18 protein-coding genes and 1 CRISPR repeat array are annotated in these 15,535 nt (G+C 29.0%); of the genes, 9 read left to right on the top strand and 9 right to left on the bottom strand.

What is annotated here, in order from left to right:
- The first annotated feature begins 27 nt into the window (after window positions 1-27).
- The gene (locus ACPB8Q_RS01760) at window positions 28-1,932 is read left to right on the top strand and encodes a HAMP domain-containing methyl-accepting chemotaxis protein (protein ID WP_423792955.1); all 1,905 of its coding nucleotides are present in this window, start codon (window positions 28-30) and stop codon (window positions 1,930-1,932) included.
- Here ACPB8Q_RS01760 and npdG read toward each other — a convergent pair.
- The 3 genes from npdG to ACPB8Q_RS01745 are packed head-to-tail and all read right to left on the bottom strand — an operon-like array spanning window position 1,929 to window position 3,909.
- The gene (gene npdG, locus ACPB8Q_RS01755; protein WP_423792954.1) at window positions 1,929-2,585 is read right to left on the bottom strand and encodes an NADPH-dependent F420 reductase; all 657 of its coding nucleotides are present in this window, start codon (window positions 2,583-2,585) and stop codon (window positions 1,929-1,931) included. The genes ACPB8Q_RS01760 and npdG overlap by 4 nt on opposite strands.
- A complete protein-coding gene (gene rnz / locus ACPB8Q_RS01750; RefSeq protein ID WP_423792953.1) occupies window positions 2,582-3,520 on the bottom strand; it encodes a ribonuclease Z in 939 nt (312 codons plus the stop codon). Before rnz ends, npdG begins: the two co-directional genes overlap by 4 nt.
- Window positions 3,517-3,909 (bottom strand): helix-turn-helix domain-containing protein, encoded by a 393-nt coding sequence (locus ACPB8Q_RS01745; RefSeq protein WP_423792952.1) that lies wholly within the window; start codon window positions 3,907-3,909, stop codon window positions 3,517-3,519. Before ACPB8Q_RS01745 ends, rnz begins: the two co-directional genes overlap by 4 nt.
- A gap of 190 nt (window positions 3,910-4,099) precedes the next feature.
- Here ACPB8Q_RS01745 and pstC point away from each other — a divergent pair, with 190 nt between their 5' ends.
- From pstC to ACPB8Q_RS01715, 6 genes are read left to right on the top strand one after another with little or no spacing between them, the layout of a single operon-like run.
- Window positions 4,100-5,038: a phosphate ABC transporter permease subunit PstC gene (pstC, locus tag ACPB8Q_RS01740; protein WP_423792951.1), complete on the top strand. Its 939-nt coding sequence runs from the start codon at window positions 4,100-4,102 to the stop codon at window positions 5,036-5,038.
- Window positions 5,025-5,864 carry a phosphate ABC transporter permease PstA gene (gene pstA / locus ACPB8Q_RS01735; protein ID WP_423792950.1) on the top strand — a complete coding sequence of 280 codons (840 nt, stop codon included), beginning with the start codon at window positions 5,025-5,027 and terminating at the stop codon, window positions 5,862-5,864. Before pstC ends, pstA begins: the two co-directional genes overlap by 14 nt.
- 12 nt (window positions 5,865-5,876) lie before the next feature.
- On the top strand, window positions 5,877-6,635 hold the full coding sequence (gene pstB / locus ACPB8Q_RS01730; protein WP_423792949.1) for a phosphate ABC transporter ATP-binding protein: 759 nt from the start codon (window positions 5,877-5,879) through the stop codon (window positions 6,633-6,635).
- A gap of 49 nt (window positions 6,636-6,684) precedes the next feature.
- Entirely contained in the window at window positions 6,685-7,338 is a 654-nt protein-coding gene (locus ACPB8Q_RS01725; protein ID WP_423792948.1) for a phosphate signaling complex PhoU family protein, read from the top strand.
- The gene (gene phoU, locus ACPB8Q_RS01720) at window positions 7,331-7,999 is read left to right on the top strand and encodes a phosphate uptake regulator PhoU (RefSeq protein WP_423792947.1); all 669 of its coding nucleotides are present in this window, start codon (window positions 7,331-7,333) and stop codon (window positions 7,997-7,999) included. The genes ACPB8Q_RS01725 and phoU overlap by 8 nt, the downstream gene beginning before the upstream one ends.
- Complete coding sequence (locus ACPB8Q_RS01715) at window positions 7,996-8,577, top strand: flavodoxin family protein (protein WP_423792946.1); 582 nt, start codon at window positions 7,996-7,998, stop codon at window positions 8,575-8,577. Before phoU ends, ACPB8Q_RS01715 begins: the two co-directional genes overlap by 4 nt.
- Window positions 8,578-8,581: 4 nt before the next feature.
- Here ACPB8Q_RS01715 and ACPB8Q_RS01710 read toward each other — a convergent pair whose 3' ends face one another.
- Entirely contained in the window at window positions 8,582-9,721 is a 1,140-nt protein-coding gene (locus tag ACPB8Q_RS01710) for a pyridoxal-phosphate-dependent aminotransferase family protein (protein ID WP_423792945.1), read from the bottom strand.
- Between the two features lie 27 nt (window positions 9,722-9,748).
- Complete coding sequence (gene fsa, locus ACPB8Q_RS01705; protein WP_423792944.1) at window positions 9,749-10,402, bottom strand: transaldolase family protein; 654 nt, start codon at window positions 10,400-10,402, stop codon at window positions 9,749-9,751.
- A gap of 455 nt (window positions 10,403-10,857) precedes the next feature.
- Window positions 10,858-11,361: a CRISPR direct-repeat array (repeat unit 30 nt; unit sequence GTTAAAATCGAGCCTCTTGGAGGATGGAAC).
- Between the two features lie 248 nt (window positions 11,362-11,609).
- Here fsa and hacA point away from each other — a divergent pair.
- Together hacA and argB are read left to right on the top strand one after the other, a co-directional pair.
- The gene (gene hacA / locus ACPB8Q_RS01700) at window positions 11,610-12,857 is read left to right on the top strand and encodes a homoaconitase large subunit (protein WP_423792943.1); all 1,248 of its coding nucleotides are present in this window, start codon (window positions 11,610-11,612) and stop codon (window positions 12,855-12,857) included.
- A 12-nt stretch (window positions 12,858-12,869) separates the two neighbouring features.
- A complete protein-coding gene (gene argB / locus ACPB8Q_RS01695) occupies window positions 12,870-13,745 on the top strand; it encodes an acetylglutamate kinase (protein ID WP_423792942.1) in 876 nt (291 codons plus the stop codon).
- A gap of 15 nt (window positions 13,746-13,760) precedes the next feature.
- On the opposite strand, the gene ACPB8Q_RS01690 is transcribed toward argB, so the two are convergent.
- Genes ACPB8Q_RS01690 through ACPB8Q_RS01675 form a run of 4 tightly spaced genes read right to left on the bottom strand, consistent with a single transcriptional unit; the run spans window position 13,761 to window position 15,524 of the window.
- The gene (locus ACPB8Q_RS01690) at window positions 13,761-14,372 is read right to left on the bottom strand and encodes an IMP cyclohydrolase (protein WP_423792941.1); all 612 of its coding nucleotides are present in this window, start codon (window positions 14,370-14,372) and stop codon (window positions 13,761-13,763) included.
- Between the two features lie 20 nt (window positions 14,373-14,392).
- Window positions 14,393-14,563, bottom strand: coding sequence for a 4Fe-4S binding protein (locus tag ACPB8Q_RS01685; RefSeq protein WP_423792940.1), 171 nt, complete (start codon window positions 14,561-14,563; stop codon window positions 14,393-14,395).
- A 6-nt stretch (window positions 14,564-14,569) separates the two neighbouring features.
- Window positions 14,570-15,040: a YfcE family phosphodiesterase gene (locus ACPB8Q_RS01680; RefSeq protein WP_423792939.1), complete on the bottom strand. Its 471-nt coding sequence runs from the start codon at window positions 15,038-15,040 to the stop codon at window positions 14,570-14,572.
- 22 nt (window positions 15,041-15,062) lie between these two features.
- Window positions 15,063-15,524 (bottom strand): hypothetical protein, encoded by a 462-nt coding sequence (locus ACPB8Q_RS01675; RefSeq protein ID WP_423792938.1) that lies wholly within the window; start codon window positions 15,522-15,524, stop codon window positions 15,063-15,065.
- Window positions 15,525-15,535: the final 11 nt, after the last annotated feature.

Below are 15,535 nucleotides of genomic sequence, written 5' to 3'. Positions count from 1 at the left end.
ACAAATATATAGTTATGAGGGAGAAAAATGAAGATAAATCTTAATTCTATCAGAACTAAGATAATGTTAGTTTTTATCCCAGTTATTTTAATAATATGTGCATTAGGAGTAGTTAGCTATTTTGAACTTCAAAAAGTTGATGAATATAGTACAGATGCTAAATTATTAGAATATGAAAAATTCTTATTAGCAAAAATAGTGGCTCATAGTATTAGTTATAAATACACAGAGAATCCAGATGATTTAAAGGAAGTAAAAGATTCTGCAGAGAACTTCAATAAAATTCTCAATGCTATATTAAATGGTGGGACAGTAAAAATAGGGAATCATAATATAGTAATATCTCCAATATCAGAGAATAGAGATAATTTATTAAAACTAAAATCTGATTGGGATGAATTCTATAGATATATAAATGTTTATTTATCAAATCCCAACTCTCCAGAAGGAGAAAAAGCTCTAAATTACCTTTTAGAAAATCATGACAAATTAATTGATGGATTAGATAAGCTTAGTGACAGTTTGGTAATTAGTGTTAATAAATATACAAATAATTTAAACTATATGTTATTAGGAATTATCTTTTTAGTATTTGCCTCAGGAATAGGATTGTTCTTGCTAATAGATAAAATTGTCATTAGACCAATTCTTGAATTGGAATATATAACAAATGAACTTGCTAATAAAAGATTTGTAGAGCCAAGAATAAAATTTGCAAATGATGAGATTGGAAGAGTTTATAGTAACATTATGAAAATCATTGAAAATATAAAAGAAGATATGGAAAAAGAAAAAGCATTTAGAAAAAAATTAGAGGAGATATTTAAAGACATTATCAATGTTATGGAAGCTATTGCTAATGGAAACTTAAACGTTCATGTTAGAAAATTTGAAGGTTTTGAAAATCTTTACTATGCAATTAACACTTCAATTAATAAACTATCTTTATTAATTGGAAACTTAAAAGATGAAGTCATTAGGTTAAATACAGAAATTGAAAGAATTAACGCTGAATTAGAGAGAGCAAAAGAGACATCTGACCAAATAGCAGATGCAACACAACAAGTAGCTACAGCAGCAACAGACCAATCAACAAAACTACAAGATATAAGTCAAGAATTAGAAGAGGTTACAAATATAACAAGAGGTGTTTATGACGCTGCTATTAATGGAGTTGAAGCTGTTAGAGTAGTAGAAGATTCTACAAATTTAGGAGTTGAAAAGGTTGAGCACGCAATTGAAACAATGCAAAGAATTGCAAACGTTATAGATGAGTTAGGTAGAGCTTTAGAAGAGTTAGGTAGAGAAAGCCAAAAAATTAATGAGATAACCGCTTTAATAAAAGATATTGCTGAACAAACAGGACTATTAGCCCTAAATGCATCTATTGAAGCTGCAAGAGCAGGAGATGCTGGAAGAGGTTTTGCTGTTGTTGCAAGTGAAATTAAAGGTTTAGCTGAAGAGATTGGTAAGTCTGTTGATGACATTAACAAAACTATAAGTGAAATACAAGAGAAAATTAATAAAACAATTGATTTAGGGTTAGCTGGAAAAGAAGAGGTTGATAAAGGAGTTGTCGCAATTGATGAAGTTAATAATGCATTTATGAAAATTAAGGAGAGTGTTGATTTAGTAAATCAAAAGATGGAAGAGATAAAATCAGCGGCTGAAAAAGCTGCTGATAGTATTCAAGTCGCTTTAAGAGATGTGCAAGATGTCGCTTCTATATCTGAAGAGTTCGCCGCTACCGCTGAAGAACTAACTGCCTCAACTGAAGAATTAAACGCAATTATTGAAGAAATTAAGAAGGCAACTAATGAACTTGTAAATGTTGCTAAAGACCTTGAAAAATATGCTAATGAGTTTAAAGTTGCAAGTATTGAAGAAATAGAGAAACATCAAAAAGAAGTAGATAAATATAAAGATTATTAAATTTTCAAATTACTTATTTTTATGCTACACTCAGATTTATATCTTTTATTAATTCCAATTAAGAGAGGAGTTAAACCTTCTACAATTCTTGACATTTCTAATTTTCCTGCATCTATTCCTCTAACTCCATCTATTTTATTTGCTATTTCAATAACTATTTTTTTTGCTTCTTCATCATCTCCACAAACTAATACATCAGCATCTACTTTATTATCTAAATCTCTTAAAGATTTATATGATATATTTTGAAAAGCTCCTACTACTTTACTATCTTTTAAATAATTTTGAATCATTTCAGCAACTGAGCCATCATATGGAAAGAGAGGTTTCTCTGGAGAATCACCAATAACAGTAGAGAGTGGAACTACGACAGAAACAACTATTTTGTTTTTTAAATACTCTTTCAAATCCTTTAAAGTTGAAAGGACATACTCATAAGGAACAGACAATATAATTACATCAGCTTCTTTAACAGCTTCTATATTCCCTTTACCTTCAACTTTTGCATCTTTAACTAATTTTTTTACTTCTTCTGCTGCTTTTTTAGCTTTTTCTTCTTTTCTTGAACCAATTATAATATTGTAGTGTTTAGATAACCTTAAAGCCAATCCAAATCCTAAATCTCCTGTCCCTCCAACAATAGCAATCTTCATTTTATCAACTCCTTAATGTTATAGCTCTTTAAATCCTCACTTACAAAAATTTTAAATTTACAATCTTTTTTATATCTTTCAACATTTTTATAATATATATCCTCATCCTTGTCATATCTTGCAGATATATGTGTTAAAATTAAACTTTTAACTTCTGCTATATCAGCAATTTTTACAGCATCTCCAATTGTAGAGTGATAACTTTCAACAGCTAAATCTTTTAAAGAGTCATCATAAGTAGCTTCATGGATTAGAATATCAACACCATTATCTTTTAAAAATTTCCCATATTCTTTAATTGGTAATGTATCTCCTGAATAAGATAAGGATATTCCCTTTTTTGGTGGTAAAAGGACATCCTCAGGATATATTAATTCTCCATCAATATTTCTTACAGGATATCCATTTTTCAATCTTTTTAAATCTGGTCCTATTTTAACCTTCAATTTCTTAGCTTTTTCTATATCTAATCTTGGTTTCTTTATCTCTAAAAATGTATATGAATAGTTATCAACAAAATGCTCTAATGGATAAGCTATAATCCTAAATTTTTCTTCTCTATATACGTCTATTGGCTCTCTACTATCAATCTCAAAAACTTTTATATTGAAATTTATTGAACAATAACCAAAAGATAATGAGTATTTTACAATATCTTTAATACCTTTTGGTCCAAAAATTAATAAATCTTCTTTCCTCTCTAAAAAAGATAAACTTTGTATTATTCCAGGGAGTCCTAAAATATGGTCTCCATGAAGATGTGTAATAAAGATAGCTTTAATTTTCATTGGAGATAGGGGAGAATATAAAAATTGCCTTTGAATATTTTCCCCACAATCAAATAAGAAGATATCTCCATTATATTTAAAAGCTATTCCAATATGATTTCTTTTTTTTGTTGGGACAGCAGCAGATGTCCCTAAGAATGTTATCATTCTCCCATCTCTTTTTTAATATCCTCTAAAGATATATTGTTAATCCATGTTATCATATTTTTACTCCACTCTTCAATATTCTCTTTAATTATTTTTTTTACATCTTCAAATGGAATAGCTTCATAAATATAATAATAACCTCCTTCCTTTAAATTTACCTGCTTTCTCGTTACCAATCCAGCTGTTAATAAATTTTGCACTGCTCTTTGTACCGTGCTTCTCTCTCTATCTATTCTCTTAGCTATATCACTTATCTTAGATGGTCCATTAATCAATAAATCAAAATAAACTCTAACATCAGAACTCTTTATTCCAAATATGCATGACATTAAATTTTCAATATCCCAAGTATGACATGGTGTTTTAAATACTAATTTAAATTTGTTCATAGACATTCCCATCAATCTTGTAAGTATAAAAATAACAAAAAACTAATTTAAATAACTTATAGAATAATTTCTCTTAAACGTATGTACTTATATAACTTCATAAAGTAAAACAAATAACTTTATATATCCAATAAGTATATTAACTAAATTAACAAAAAATTCACAATTTATGAATTTTAGGGAGGAAAATATGGAATTAAAAAGAATATTGAAAAAAATTGATGAATTTAAAATTATTACCTATCCAGCAATTATAATAGCTTTCTTTGTATTTGTCTATATTCTTTACACTTATTTTATTAATGCACTTCCAGCTTTGCAAAAGTTTGGAATAGATTTATTTATAAAAAATGTTTGGAAAGCATCTGAAAATCCTGCAAAGGAAGTTTATGGATTAGCTGCTCCAATATGGGGAAGTATTTATACAGCTACATTGGCAATTTTAGTGGCTTTACCACTCTCTATAGCTTATGCAATATTTGTAAATGATTATGCTCCTAAAAAGTTAAAACATCCTTTAATAATCATCTCTGATATAATGGCTGGACTACCAACAATAATTTATGGTATTTGGGGAGCATTTATCTTAGTTCCTATTTTAAGAGATTATATTATGAAACCTCTTTATGAGCATTTATCATTTATTCCTCTATTTGACTATCCTCCTTTATCAGGATACTCTTTCTTTGCTGCTGGAATATTATTGGGAATAATGGTAACTCCTTTTGCATCAGCAATTATAAGAGAAGCTTATGCTATGGTGCCAACTGTCTATAAAGAAGGTTTGTATGCATTAGGATGCACAAAATATGAAACTACTAAGGAGCTAATTAAGTATATTAGACCAGCTATTGTCTCTGGATTAATTTTAGCTTTTGGTAGAGCATTAGGTGAGACAGTTGCTGTTTCATTGGTTATTGGTAATGCCTTTAATTTAACTTACAAGTTGTTTGCTCCTGGATATACCATATCTTCATTAATTGCTAATCAGTTTGGTAATGCTGTCTTGTATGAATATATGCTACCTACTTTATATGCTGCTGGTTTGGTTTTGTTTGTTGTTGGTTTAATTGTAAATATAATTGGAATTATATATTTAAGAAGGTGGAGAAAACATGTCCAACATTAAAACAATTAGAATGATTAAAGATAAAATATTTTTATTTTTTGTTGGATTTCTGACTTTTTTAGCAGTTGTTCCACTATTTCACATAATATACTCAATATCTGTTAAAGGACTTCCAATTATAATGGAGAGAGGTGTATCTTTCATTGTAAATCCTTTAAGTGAGGGAGGAATTGGTCCAGCAATTGTTGGAACTTTGATGCTAACTATTTTAGCAACATTGATAGGAATTCCAATTGCATTTTTAGCAGGAGCTTATGCTTATGAGTTTCCAGAGAGTTTAATTGGAAGAGCTACAAAAGTTCTTCTACAAATTATGTTAGAGTTTCCGACTATATTAGTTGGGACTTTTGTAATGACTGTATTAGTTATTCCTATGGGAACATATTCAGCATTAGCTGGGGCTATAGCATTAGCTTTAATCTTAATTCCTTATGTTGCTGTTTATACAGAGGAAGCAATGGCTGAAATACCTAAAATATATAAAGAAGGAGGTTATGCATTAGGTTGCACAAGAGCACAAGTTATATTCAAAGTTATTACAAAAATGGCAAAAAAAGGAATTTTAACAGGAGTCTTAATTGGTATGGCAAAAGTTGCAGGAGAAACAGCTCCTCTATTATTTACTGCTGGTGGATTGTATGAGGTCTATCCTACCAATCCCTTACAGCCAGTTGGAGCTATTCCTCTCTTAATATATACATTAGTTCAAAGTCCTTCACCAGAAGACCATAAAATTGCTTGGGGAGCAGCTCTAATAATGTTAATTATCTTCCTATCTATATTTATTCCAATAAGATATGTTTTAAAAGATGATATAAAGATTTAAAGATGTGAAAATATGGAAAAGAAAAAGATGGAAACAATTAATTTAAATTTATGGTATGGAGATAAGCAAGCTCTTTATGACATAACAATGCCTATTTATGAAAAAAAGATAACAGCACTTATAGGACCAAGTGGTTGTGGAAAATCAACATTTTTAAGATGTTTGAATAGGTTGAATGATTTAATTCCAAATGTCAGAATTGAGGGAAAAGTTCTATTAGATAATAAAAATATCTATGATGAGGATGTTGATGTCTATGATTTAAGGAAAAGAGTTGGAATGGTTTTTCAAAAACCTAATCCTTTTGCTATGAGTATCTATGACAATGTTGCATTTGGTCCAAGGATTCATGGAGTTAGAGATAAGAAAGAGCTTGATAAGATAGTTGAATGGGCATTAAAAAAAGCTGCTTTATGGGATGAGGTTAAGGATGAGTTAGATAAAAATGCTTTTGCATTATCAGGAGGACAACAGCAAAGGTTGTGTATTGCAAGGGCAATAGCTGTTAAACCAGAGGTTTTATTAATGGATGAGCCCACATCTGCATTAGACCCAATATCAACTCAAAAGATAGAGGAGTTAATGATTGAGTTAGCCAAGGATTATACAATTGTTGTTGTTACCCACAATATGCAACAGGCAAGTAGAGTTTCAGATTATACAGCTTTCTTTTTAATGGGAAAACTAATTGAATTTGATAAGACAGATGAACTCTTCTTAAATCCTAAGAAGAAAGAAACTGATGACTACATTAGTGGTAGATTTGGTTAAACTATATTTTTTTATTTTTATTCACAAAATATGAAATTGTGTGGTAAATATGCCAATAAAATTTAATGAAGTGTGTAATGAAATAGTTGAAGATATTGAGAATTTGACAGAGAATATAATAAATTTATTAGAGTCAGTTACTGATTCTTATTTTAATTTTGATAAAGAAATGGCAAAATCCAGCATAATTAAATTAAATAATCTCTACAAAAGAGTGCATACCTTAGAATCTAAGACAGTTAAAGTTTTATGTTTATATAGACCTGTATCAAAAGATTTAAGGTTTATTATTGTTATATTTATATATATAAGAGTTATTGAACATATTATTATTAATTTAATGAAAATTTGTAGAATCACAATAAAATCAGATTATAATTTTGATAGAAACAACAATTATTTAAGAAATATGAGAGAACTTATTAAAAAAATGCTAAAACTTTCATATCTTGGAATAACAAATAATAACATTGAAGTTGTTGATGAAATATATAAAATACACAAAAAGATTGAAAAGATATATTATAAGGAACTACATAGAGAAATGATGAAGTTAGTATTTAAAGATGTTTTTAATATTGCATTTGTAAATGAATTAACAACAGTTGGAAAGTATCTTGAAAGGATTGAAAATTATATAACTGATTTTAGAAATGATATTTATTTTTTCACAACTGGACAGAAGGTGAGTTTAGATGCCTAAGAAGTTTGAAGAAATTTTAAAAGAGATTGAAAATGACATTTTAGAAATGGCAGATTTATGTATTGATCAAACAGAAAAGGCAGTATTGGCTTTTATAAATGGAGATAAAGAAGAAGCTAAAAAAATTAGAAAAAGAGATACTGCAATAGATTTATTAGAGATGAAAATAGAAGAAAAATGTATAAAAGCTCTTGCTTTGTATCATCCAGTTTCATCAGATTTAAGAGAACTTTTTACCTCTATAAAAATATCTTCTAAGTTAGAAAAGGTTGGAGATAATGCAGCTAAGATATGTAGAATTATTTTAAAATCTGAATATGAAGGAAAGAGAGAAAATCAACTCCTCTTAGTTATGAAAGATTACTTAATATTAATGATAAAAAATGCTATGATTGCATTTAAAAATAGGGATGAAGATTTAGCAAGAGAAGTATATAATATGGACAAAAAATTAGATGAGCTATATGAAGAGTTATATAGAAGTATGATAAGTAAAATATTAGAAAATCCTTCAAAGAACTTAACTGTTGCAACAGAGATTATATTTGCTGGAAAGTATTTAGAGAGAAGTGGTAATATAGTTTCATCTATTGGAGATAGAATTGTATATATGATAACTGGAGAAAGAATCAAAGAGGAAGAATTGGAGGGAGAAAAATGAAAGTGTTAGGAATTAGTGGAAGTCCAAGACCACATGGGAATACTTCATTTTTAGTTAAAGAAGCATTAGAAGTTATAAAAAAAGAAGGTATTGATGTTGAATTTATCTCTTTATCTGATAAAGATATGAATCCATGTTTAGCTTGTGATTTATGTAAAGAGACAGGAAAATGTGAAATATCTGATGATATAAATGATATATTAGAAAAAATGAAAGAAGCAGATGCTATAATACTTGGCTCACCTGTTTATTTTGGAGGAGTTTCAGCACAATTGAAGATGTTGATGGATAGGTCAAGACCTTTAAGAGTTGGATTTCAGCTAAAAAACAAAATTGGAGGAGCTATTGCAGTTGGAGCAAGTAGAAATGGAGGACAAGAGACAACAATACAACAAATACATAACTTCTTCTTAATTCACTCTATGATAGTTGTTGGAGATGGAGAACCAACAGCTCATTATGGAGGAACAGGAGTAGGAAAAGCTCCAGAAGAATGTAAAAATGATAAAATTGGAATAGAAACATCTAAAAACTTAGGTAAAAAAATAGCTGAATTACTTAAATTAATGAAAAAATAAAAAGTTATAATTTAGATAAAATCTCTTTTGCTTTTTCTACTCCACTACCTTCTATATTAAAACCTAATTCTTTTAAGGCTAACTCTAAGCATGATAGAGTAGCTAATATTTCTTTTTCTCCACAAATTCCCATATGACCTATTCTAAATATTTTTCCAGAAAGATGTTTCTGTCCTCCTGCTATAACTATATTGTATTTTTTGTTCATAATTTCTCTTAGCTTATCATCAATTCCATTAGGATATTTAGCAGAGGTAACTGTTATACTTCTTGCCTCTTCCTTAGCAAATAACTCAATTCCCATCTCTTCTAATCCAGCTCTTGTAGCTTTTGCTAATCTTTCATGTCTTTTTACTCTGTTCTCTATACCTTCCTCTAAAACTAATTCAAGAGCTTTGTTTAATGCATAAATTAAATTCACAGCTGGTGTGTAAGGATTTTGTTTCTTTTCTAAATATTTTTTATAAGCTTTTAAATCTAAATAAAATCCTACTTTTTCATTTTCATTTTTATTTATAACTTCCCAAGCTTTTTCACTGACAGTTATTCCAGCCAATCCAGGAGGAGCTGCTAAACATTTTTGTGAGCCAGTTACACAAATGTCAATGTGGAATTTATCAACATTTACATAATCTCCTCCTAATGAGGAAATAGTATCTACAATATAGAGGGCATCATAATCTTTAACAACCTTACCAATCTTATCTATATAGTTTCTTGCTCCTGTTGATGTTTCATTATGGACAATTGTAACAGCTTTTATATCTTCTTCTTTATCTAAAATCTCTTTAACATCCTCTGGTTTAGCTAAGTCTCCCCATTCATACTCTAACTTAATAGCTTTTCCTTTATAACTCTCTACTATATTAGCAAATCTTTCCCCAAAGTTTCCAGTAATTATAGTTAGAACTTTATCTCCTTTTTTTATAATGTTGGATATAGCCATATCCATTGTAGCAGTTCCTGAACCAGTTACAATAAATGTATCATTCTCAGTTATAAACACTTTTTTTAACTTTTCTATTGTATCATAAAATATTTCTCCAAACTCTTTACTTCTATGTCCAATTGTGGGCTTAGCCATTGCTAATAAAACCTCTGATGGAACAATTGTAGGACCTGGAAGCATTAATAATTTATCCATTTTTTCACCAAAATAAATATTATTATTTTATTTCCTACTTTTTAAGTAGTTTTCCCAATCTTTTAAAAATCTCTCAATTCCTATATCAGTTAAAGGATGGTTAAACAACTTATCCATAACTGCAGGAGGAATTGTAGCAATATCTGCTCCTAATCTTGCTGCCTCTAATACATGTGTTGGATGTCTTACAGAAGCAACAATAACCTCTGTCTCAATATCATAGTTTCTATATATATTAACAACATCAGCAATTAATTCCATTCCAGTATGGCCAATATCATCTAATCTTCCAACAAATGGAGAGACATAAGTAGCTCCTGCCTTAGCAGCTAATAAAGCTTGTAGAGGAGAGAAAACAAGTGTAACATTTGTTTTTATACCTTCTTTTGAAAGAATCTTAACAGCTTTCATTCCGTCTCTTGTCATAGGGATTTTTATAACAACATTATCAGCTATTTTAGATAGTTCTCTTGCCTCTTCAACCATCTTATCTGCTTCTAAGGAAATTACTTCTGCACTTACAGGACCATCAACAATTTCACAAATCTCTTTAATAACTTCATAAAAATCTCTTCCTTCCTTTGCTACTAATGTTGGATTTGTTGTAACTCCATCAACCAAACCAAGCTCAGCATATTTTTTTATCTCTTCAACATTTGCAGTATCTAAGAAAAACTTCATTATTTCACCTAATAGATGTCTTATCTTAAAATTTAAAGAATCTTAATAAAAACTTAACTATTTCGTTAATTTAAATATTCAGATGACAATTATCACGCTAAAAATCTTTATTTTTTGATTTTATTTGATTTTAGAAGGATATTTTTAATTTAGAGGATTTTTAGAAAAATTCGAAGGGGTCTGTATTTTGAATATTTTATATATTTTGATTATGTAATTTACTGAGATTTTTTAAAGTTTTTTGTTGTTCATTTTAATATTTGAAAATCCTTGATAAATTGGTTTAGTTTTTGAGAATAGACGGTTTTTAACGGAATAATATTAAATAGAAAGATTTTTATAAAAGTTCGAAGGTATATAAATAAATAGGGAAACCTACCCTTCAAAAATTTTTGTGTAGAAAAGCTTATATATGAGAAGGTCGTTAATGTTATTATGTCTAAAATGTGCCTCCTGTTAAAATCGAGCCTCTTGGAGGATGGAACTTTTTATCACTCCCATAATTTATATGTGGAACTACGTTAAAATCGAGCCTCTTGGAGGATGGAACATACCTCCTACAATTATTGTTACTAACAGCAATATGAGTGTTGTTAAAATCGAGCCTCTTGGAGGATGGAACCTGGAATTTCTATATCCTCAGAAGTTATGTAATTCTCCGTTAAAATCGAGCCTCTTGGAGGATGGAACACAACTTCATGTTCTAAAATCAATTCATTAGTTTCGTTAAAATCGAGCCTCTTGGAGGATGGAACTTTCTTTTTTAGGAACTGCTCTCAATATTGTAAGTTAAAATCGACCCTCTTGGAGGATGGAAACTCTGAATTTGATAGTGGTTTTAAGTTCTTTACTTTGGATTTGGTTAAAATCGAGCCTCTTGGAGGATGGAAAGTAAGTCTTAACACAACTTAAATTTAAAGCTTTTATATGTTAAAATCGTGCCTCTTGGAGGATGGAAATTAAGTTGGCAAATAAAAGATGCTCATCAGGAGTTGTTAAAATAAGACCATCTTGTAATTGAATTACTATTTTTGGTTAAAATAAGGAGTAGAAATACTAAAATTATTAAAATTCTCTTTTTAAAGTTCTAAATTAAAGATTTAAAAAAGTATATAAGGCACTATTTTATTTTTTTAAATTTTAAAGAAATTATAGTTTTAATTATTCAGTATATTCTTAATTTTAAAAATATTCCTTTGGTGAAATATTGAGTTTAGTTGAAAGGATTTTATCAAAAAAGTTAGGTAGAAGAGTAGAAGAAGGAGAGAGTATAGAGGTTGATGTTGATTTAGCTATGACTCATGATGGTTCTACACCATTAGCTTATAAAGCTTTGAGAGAGATGAGTGATAAAGTTTGGGATAGTAATAAAATAGTAATAGTATTTGACCACAATGTTCCTCCTAATACAGTTAAAGCTGCTGAAACACAAAAGTTGGCTTTGGAATTTGTCAAAAAATATAATATAAAAAATTTCCACAAGAATGATGGAATTTGTCATCAAGTTTTAGCTGAAAGCTATATCTTACCAAATATGTTTGTTGCTGGTGGTGATTCTCACACTTGCACTCATGGAGCTTTTGGAGCTTTCTCTACTGGATTTGGAGCTACTGATATGGCTTATATTTATGCTACAGGAAAAACTTGGATAAAGATTCCTGAAACTATTAAGGTTGAGATAGTTGGAGAAAATAAAGAGCTATCTGCTAAGGATATAATTCTTTATACTTGCAAAATTTTAGGAACAAGAAATATATATAAAGCTTTGGAATTCCATGGATTAGTTAAAGAAATGGATATGGATGATAGATTAACAATATGTAATATGGCTATTGAGATGGGGGCAAAAACAGGAATTATTGAGGCTGATGAAATAACTTACAACTATCTAAAAAATGAGAGGAACTTATCAGATAAAGAAATTTTAAAATTAAAAAAAGAAAGAATAACTGTTGATGAAGATGAAAGTTATTATAAAGAGGTAGTTGTTGATATTTCTGATATAGAGGAGCAAGTTTCTGTCCCTTACTCTCCTGCTAATTCTAAAAATATATCAGATGTTGAAGGAATTGAAATAAATCAGGTTTTTATTGGTAGTTGCACAAATGGAAGATTGAAAGATTTAAGGATAGCAGCAAGATATTTAAAAGGTAGAAAAATTCATAAAGATGTTAGATTAGTTGTTATTCCAGCATCTAAAAAAGTTTATTTAAAAGCTTTGGAAGAAGGATTGATAAAGATTTTCTTAGAAAGTGGAGCTTATGTTTGTAATCCAGGATGTGGTCCTTGCTTAGGAGCTCATCAAGGTGTTTTAGCAGAAGGAGAAGTTTGTCTATCAACATCAAACAGAAACTTTAAGGGAAGAATGGGTCATCCTGAGAGTTATGTCTATCTTTCATCTCCAAAAGTTGCTGCAATATCTGCTATTAAAGGATACATAACAAATAAACTATAATTTGGTGAGAATTTGCAAAAAGCTAAGATTTTATTGGAGGCATTGCCATTTATACAAAAATTTCATGATAAAGTTTTTGTTATTAAGTATGGAGGACATGCAATGATTGATAAAACTGCTAAAAATCTAACAGCCCAGGATATTGTTCTATTAAAATATGTTGGTATTAAACCTATTGTTGTCCATGGTGGTGGCCCAGAGATAAATAAGGCTATGGAAAAAATGGGAAAAAAGCCAGAGTTTGTTCATGGATTGAGAGTGACTGATGAGGAAACTTTGGATATTGTTGAGATGGTGTTGGTTGGAAAAATAAATGGGGATATTGTCTCTAAGATTTCCAAATATGGTGGAAAAGCTGTTGGATTATCAGGAAAATCTGGAAGAATAATTTTAGCTAAGAAAAAGAAGAAGTATATTAAAAATGACAAAGGAGAGCATGTTGAAGTTGATTTAGGAAAAGTAGGAGAGACAGTTGAAGTTAATACAGAACTTTTAGAGATTTTAATAAATAACAACTACATTCCTGTTATATCTCCAATAGGAATAGATACAAAAGGAGAAGCATACAATTTAAATGCTGATACAGTTGCAGGAGACATTGCTGGAGCATTAAAAGCTGAAAAATTAATTTTAATTACTGATGTAGATGGAATAATGGAGAATCCAAAAGACCCAAATACTCTTTATAGAAGATTAACATTGGATGAATTAGAAAATTTAAATGAAAAAGGAGTAATTAAAGGAGGTATGATACCTAAGGCAGAAGCAGCAATAAATGCTCTTAAAAAGGGAGTTAAATCTGTCCATATAATAAATGGAAAAAAACAGCATGCTCTCCTATTAGAAATATTTACAGAAGAAGGTATAGGAACAATGATAACAAAATAAGTTTAAATCTATAAATTAATTTTTGTTTTTAACTGCTAATTCTACATCATTATCTTTTATAAGAGCTACCCCACAGGCAACTGGGTGCTCAAAATCCTTATAATTTAATATATACTCTGCTATTTCCTCAGCAGAATTATATGGAACTTCTATTTTTTGCTTTTTTGTTATCTTACAAGAGTTATATACTCCTAAGTAGTATCCAATACCACTCTCTTTTAAATTAAATTTTGCAACTCTTATACTGTCCTCCTTAACATATCCTAAAAAACATCTGTCTTTATCAACTATTCCTGCAATTCTTGGAGTTCCATATTCATCCTTTTCATAATCCATAGACAACAAAACTGATGCTAATGCATCTCTATATCCATAATGTAGCTTTTCAGCTATAAAATCAGTATGAGACCCATTACTACCAACAACAACATTATCTACAACTTTTATGCAATTATAACAAATATATGGATTTTTGAATATTTCATCCAAATTTTTTGGAATTATTGATATTGAATTTCCAAAAATTTTAGCAATTCTATTGGGAAAACTTCTACTTGATACTCTATAAGCTAAAAAGTTATTTCCTTCTTTTGTTTTACCTACTACCAAGAATCTTCCAATATACATAACCCAATCCCTCTTAATTTTCAATTTTCTAATTTAATTGCTTTTATTGGACAGTATTTTATACAAATCTTACATAATACACATTTTTCTTTGTCTATATATGCTCTTCCATAAGTTCTTATTGCTCTCTTTTGACAGGAGAATACACAGGTTCCACAACCTACACAATTATCTAAAATTTTGATTTCCATATTACTTCACTCAATAATTATTAATTTTGCTTCTTTATTTTCAGTGTCAAAAGTCATGACACTTTTTAATGGACATCTTGGAACAGTTGGAGAGCCAGGATTTAGTAATAGTATATCTCTCTTTTCAATAAATGGGATATGTGTGTGCCCAGATATCAAAACATCAACCCCCATCTCCTTAGCCAACAATTTCAATTTCAATAAATCTCCTCTTGGATAAATAATGTCTCCATGTATTACTCCTATCTTTAAGTTATCAATATTTAATATTTCTTTTTTTGGTAAATCAAGATAATCCATATTCCCTTTAACTGCAACAACATTAGTTAAATCTTCTAAACTATCTAAAACCTCTCTATCAGTTATATCTCCACAATGTATTATTAAATCAACTGTTGAAAATATATCAAATATAGTTTTTGGTAGAGAATAGGCTCTATCTGGAATATGTGTATCTGATAATATTCCAATTAACATAGCTTATCCTCTTTAAAAATATTTATAGATTCATCTTTTTTATTGATAATTTGATAGTATTATGTTTAAGATTTTTATTAATCCCAATATAATCTAAAACCTTCCTTTCAAAGTTCATATCATCAATTTTCATTAAAATAGCTGTAAGATATTCTGGAAGAAATTCATACTCAACAAATTTTATTCCTCTTTTGACAACATTTTTATAAAATTCATTTAATTCATTTGCATTATGAATATCAAAAAAACTTATAATCCATTTTTCAAAGTCTTCTTTTAATTCATCTTTTTTATTTATATCAAAAATATTTTTTGTTTCTTCATATCTAAATATATCCTCAAAGACTTCATCTACAACTTCATTAATAACATCTTTAACTTTGTCTTTATACTCAACTAACTTAGAATAATCACTCTCCTCTGGAGTAAAATATTTCATATGCTTAAAAACTTCATTAAATATATCTTCAAAAGATATGTTCATTTTTCATCCTC

The organism is Methanocaldococcus indicus, assembly GCF_049554935.1.
Taxonomy (GTDB): domain Archaea; phylum AGJL01; class Methanococci; order Methanococcales; family Methanocaldococcaceae; genus Methanocaldococcus; species Methanocaldococcus indicus.
This window is presented reverse-complemented; position numbering and strand designations above follow the sequence as displayed.

Bases quoted from the DNA above. Each gene is read 5' to 3' on its own strand.
- ACPB8Q_RS01680 (WP_423792939.1), bottom strand. From the start codon at position 15,040: ATGTTAATTGGAATATTATCAGATACACATATTCCAGATAGAGCCTAT.
- ACPB8Q_RS01725 (WP_423792948.1), top strand. From the start codon at position 6,685: ATGCCAATAAAATTTAATGAAGTGTGTAATGAAATAGTTGAAGATATT.
- npdG (WP_423792954.1), bottom strand. From the start codon at position 2,585: ATGAAGATTGCTATTGTTGGAGGGACAGGAGATTTAGGATTTGGATTG.
- ACPB8Q_RS01690 (WP_423792941.1), bottom strand. From the start codon at position 14,372: ATGTATATTGGAAGATTCTTGGTAGTAGGTAAAACAAAAGAAGGAAAT.
- ACPB8Q_RS01745 (WP_423792952.1), bottom strand. From the start codon at position 3,909: ATGAACAAATTTAAATTAGTATTTAAAACACCATGTCATACTTGGGAT.
- phoU (WP_423792947.1), top strand. From the start codon at position 7,331: ATGCCTAAGAAGTTTGAAGAAATTTTAAAAGAGATTGAAAATGACATT.
- rnz (WP_423792953.1), bottom strand. From the start codon at position 3,520: ATGATAACATTCTTAGGGACATCTGCTGCTGTCCCAACAAAAAAAAGA.
- fsa (WP_423792944.1), bottom strand. From the start codon at position 10,402: ATGAAGTTTTTCTTAGATACTGCAAATGTTGAAGAGATAAAAAAATAT.
- pstB (WP_423792949.1), top strand. From the start codon at position 5,877: ATGGAAAAGAAAAAGATGGAAACAATTAATTTAAATTTATGGTATGGA.
- ACPB8Q_RS01715 (WP_423792946.1), top strand. From the start codon at position 7,996: ATGAAAGTGTTAGGAATTAGTGGAAGTCCAAGACCACATGGGAATACT.
- ACPB8Q_RS01710 (WP_423792945.1), bottom strand. From the start codon at position 9,721: ATGGATAAATTATTAATGCTTCCAGGTCCTACAATTGTTCCATCAGAG.
- ACPB8Q_RS01760 (WP_423792955.1), top strand. From the start codon at position 28: ATGAAGATAAATCTTAATTCTATCAGAACTAAGATAATGTTAGTTTTT.
- pstA (WP_423792950.1), top strand. From the start codon at position 5,025: ATGTCCAACATTAAAACAATTAGAATGATTAAAGATAAAATATTTTTA.
- pstC (WP_423792951.1), top strand. From the start codon at position 4,100: ATGGAATTAAAAAGAATATTGAAAAAAATTGATGAATTTAAAATTATT.
- ACPB8Q_RS01685 (WP_423792940.1), bottom strand. From the start codon at position 14,563: ATGGAAATCAAAATTTTAGATAATTGTGTAGGTTGTGGAACCTGTGTA.
- ACPB8Q_RS01675 (WP_423792938.1), bottom strand. From the start codon at position 15,524: ATGAACATATCTTTTGAAGATATATTTAATGAAGTTTTTAAGCATATG.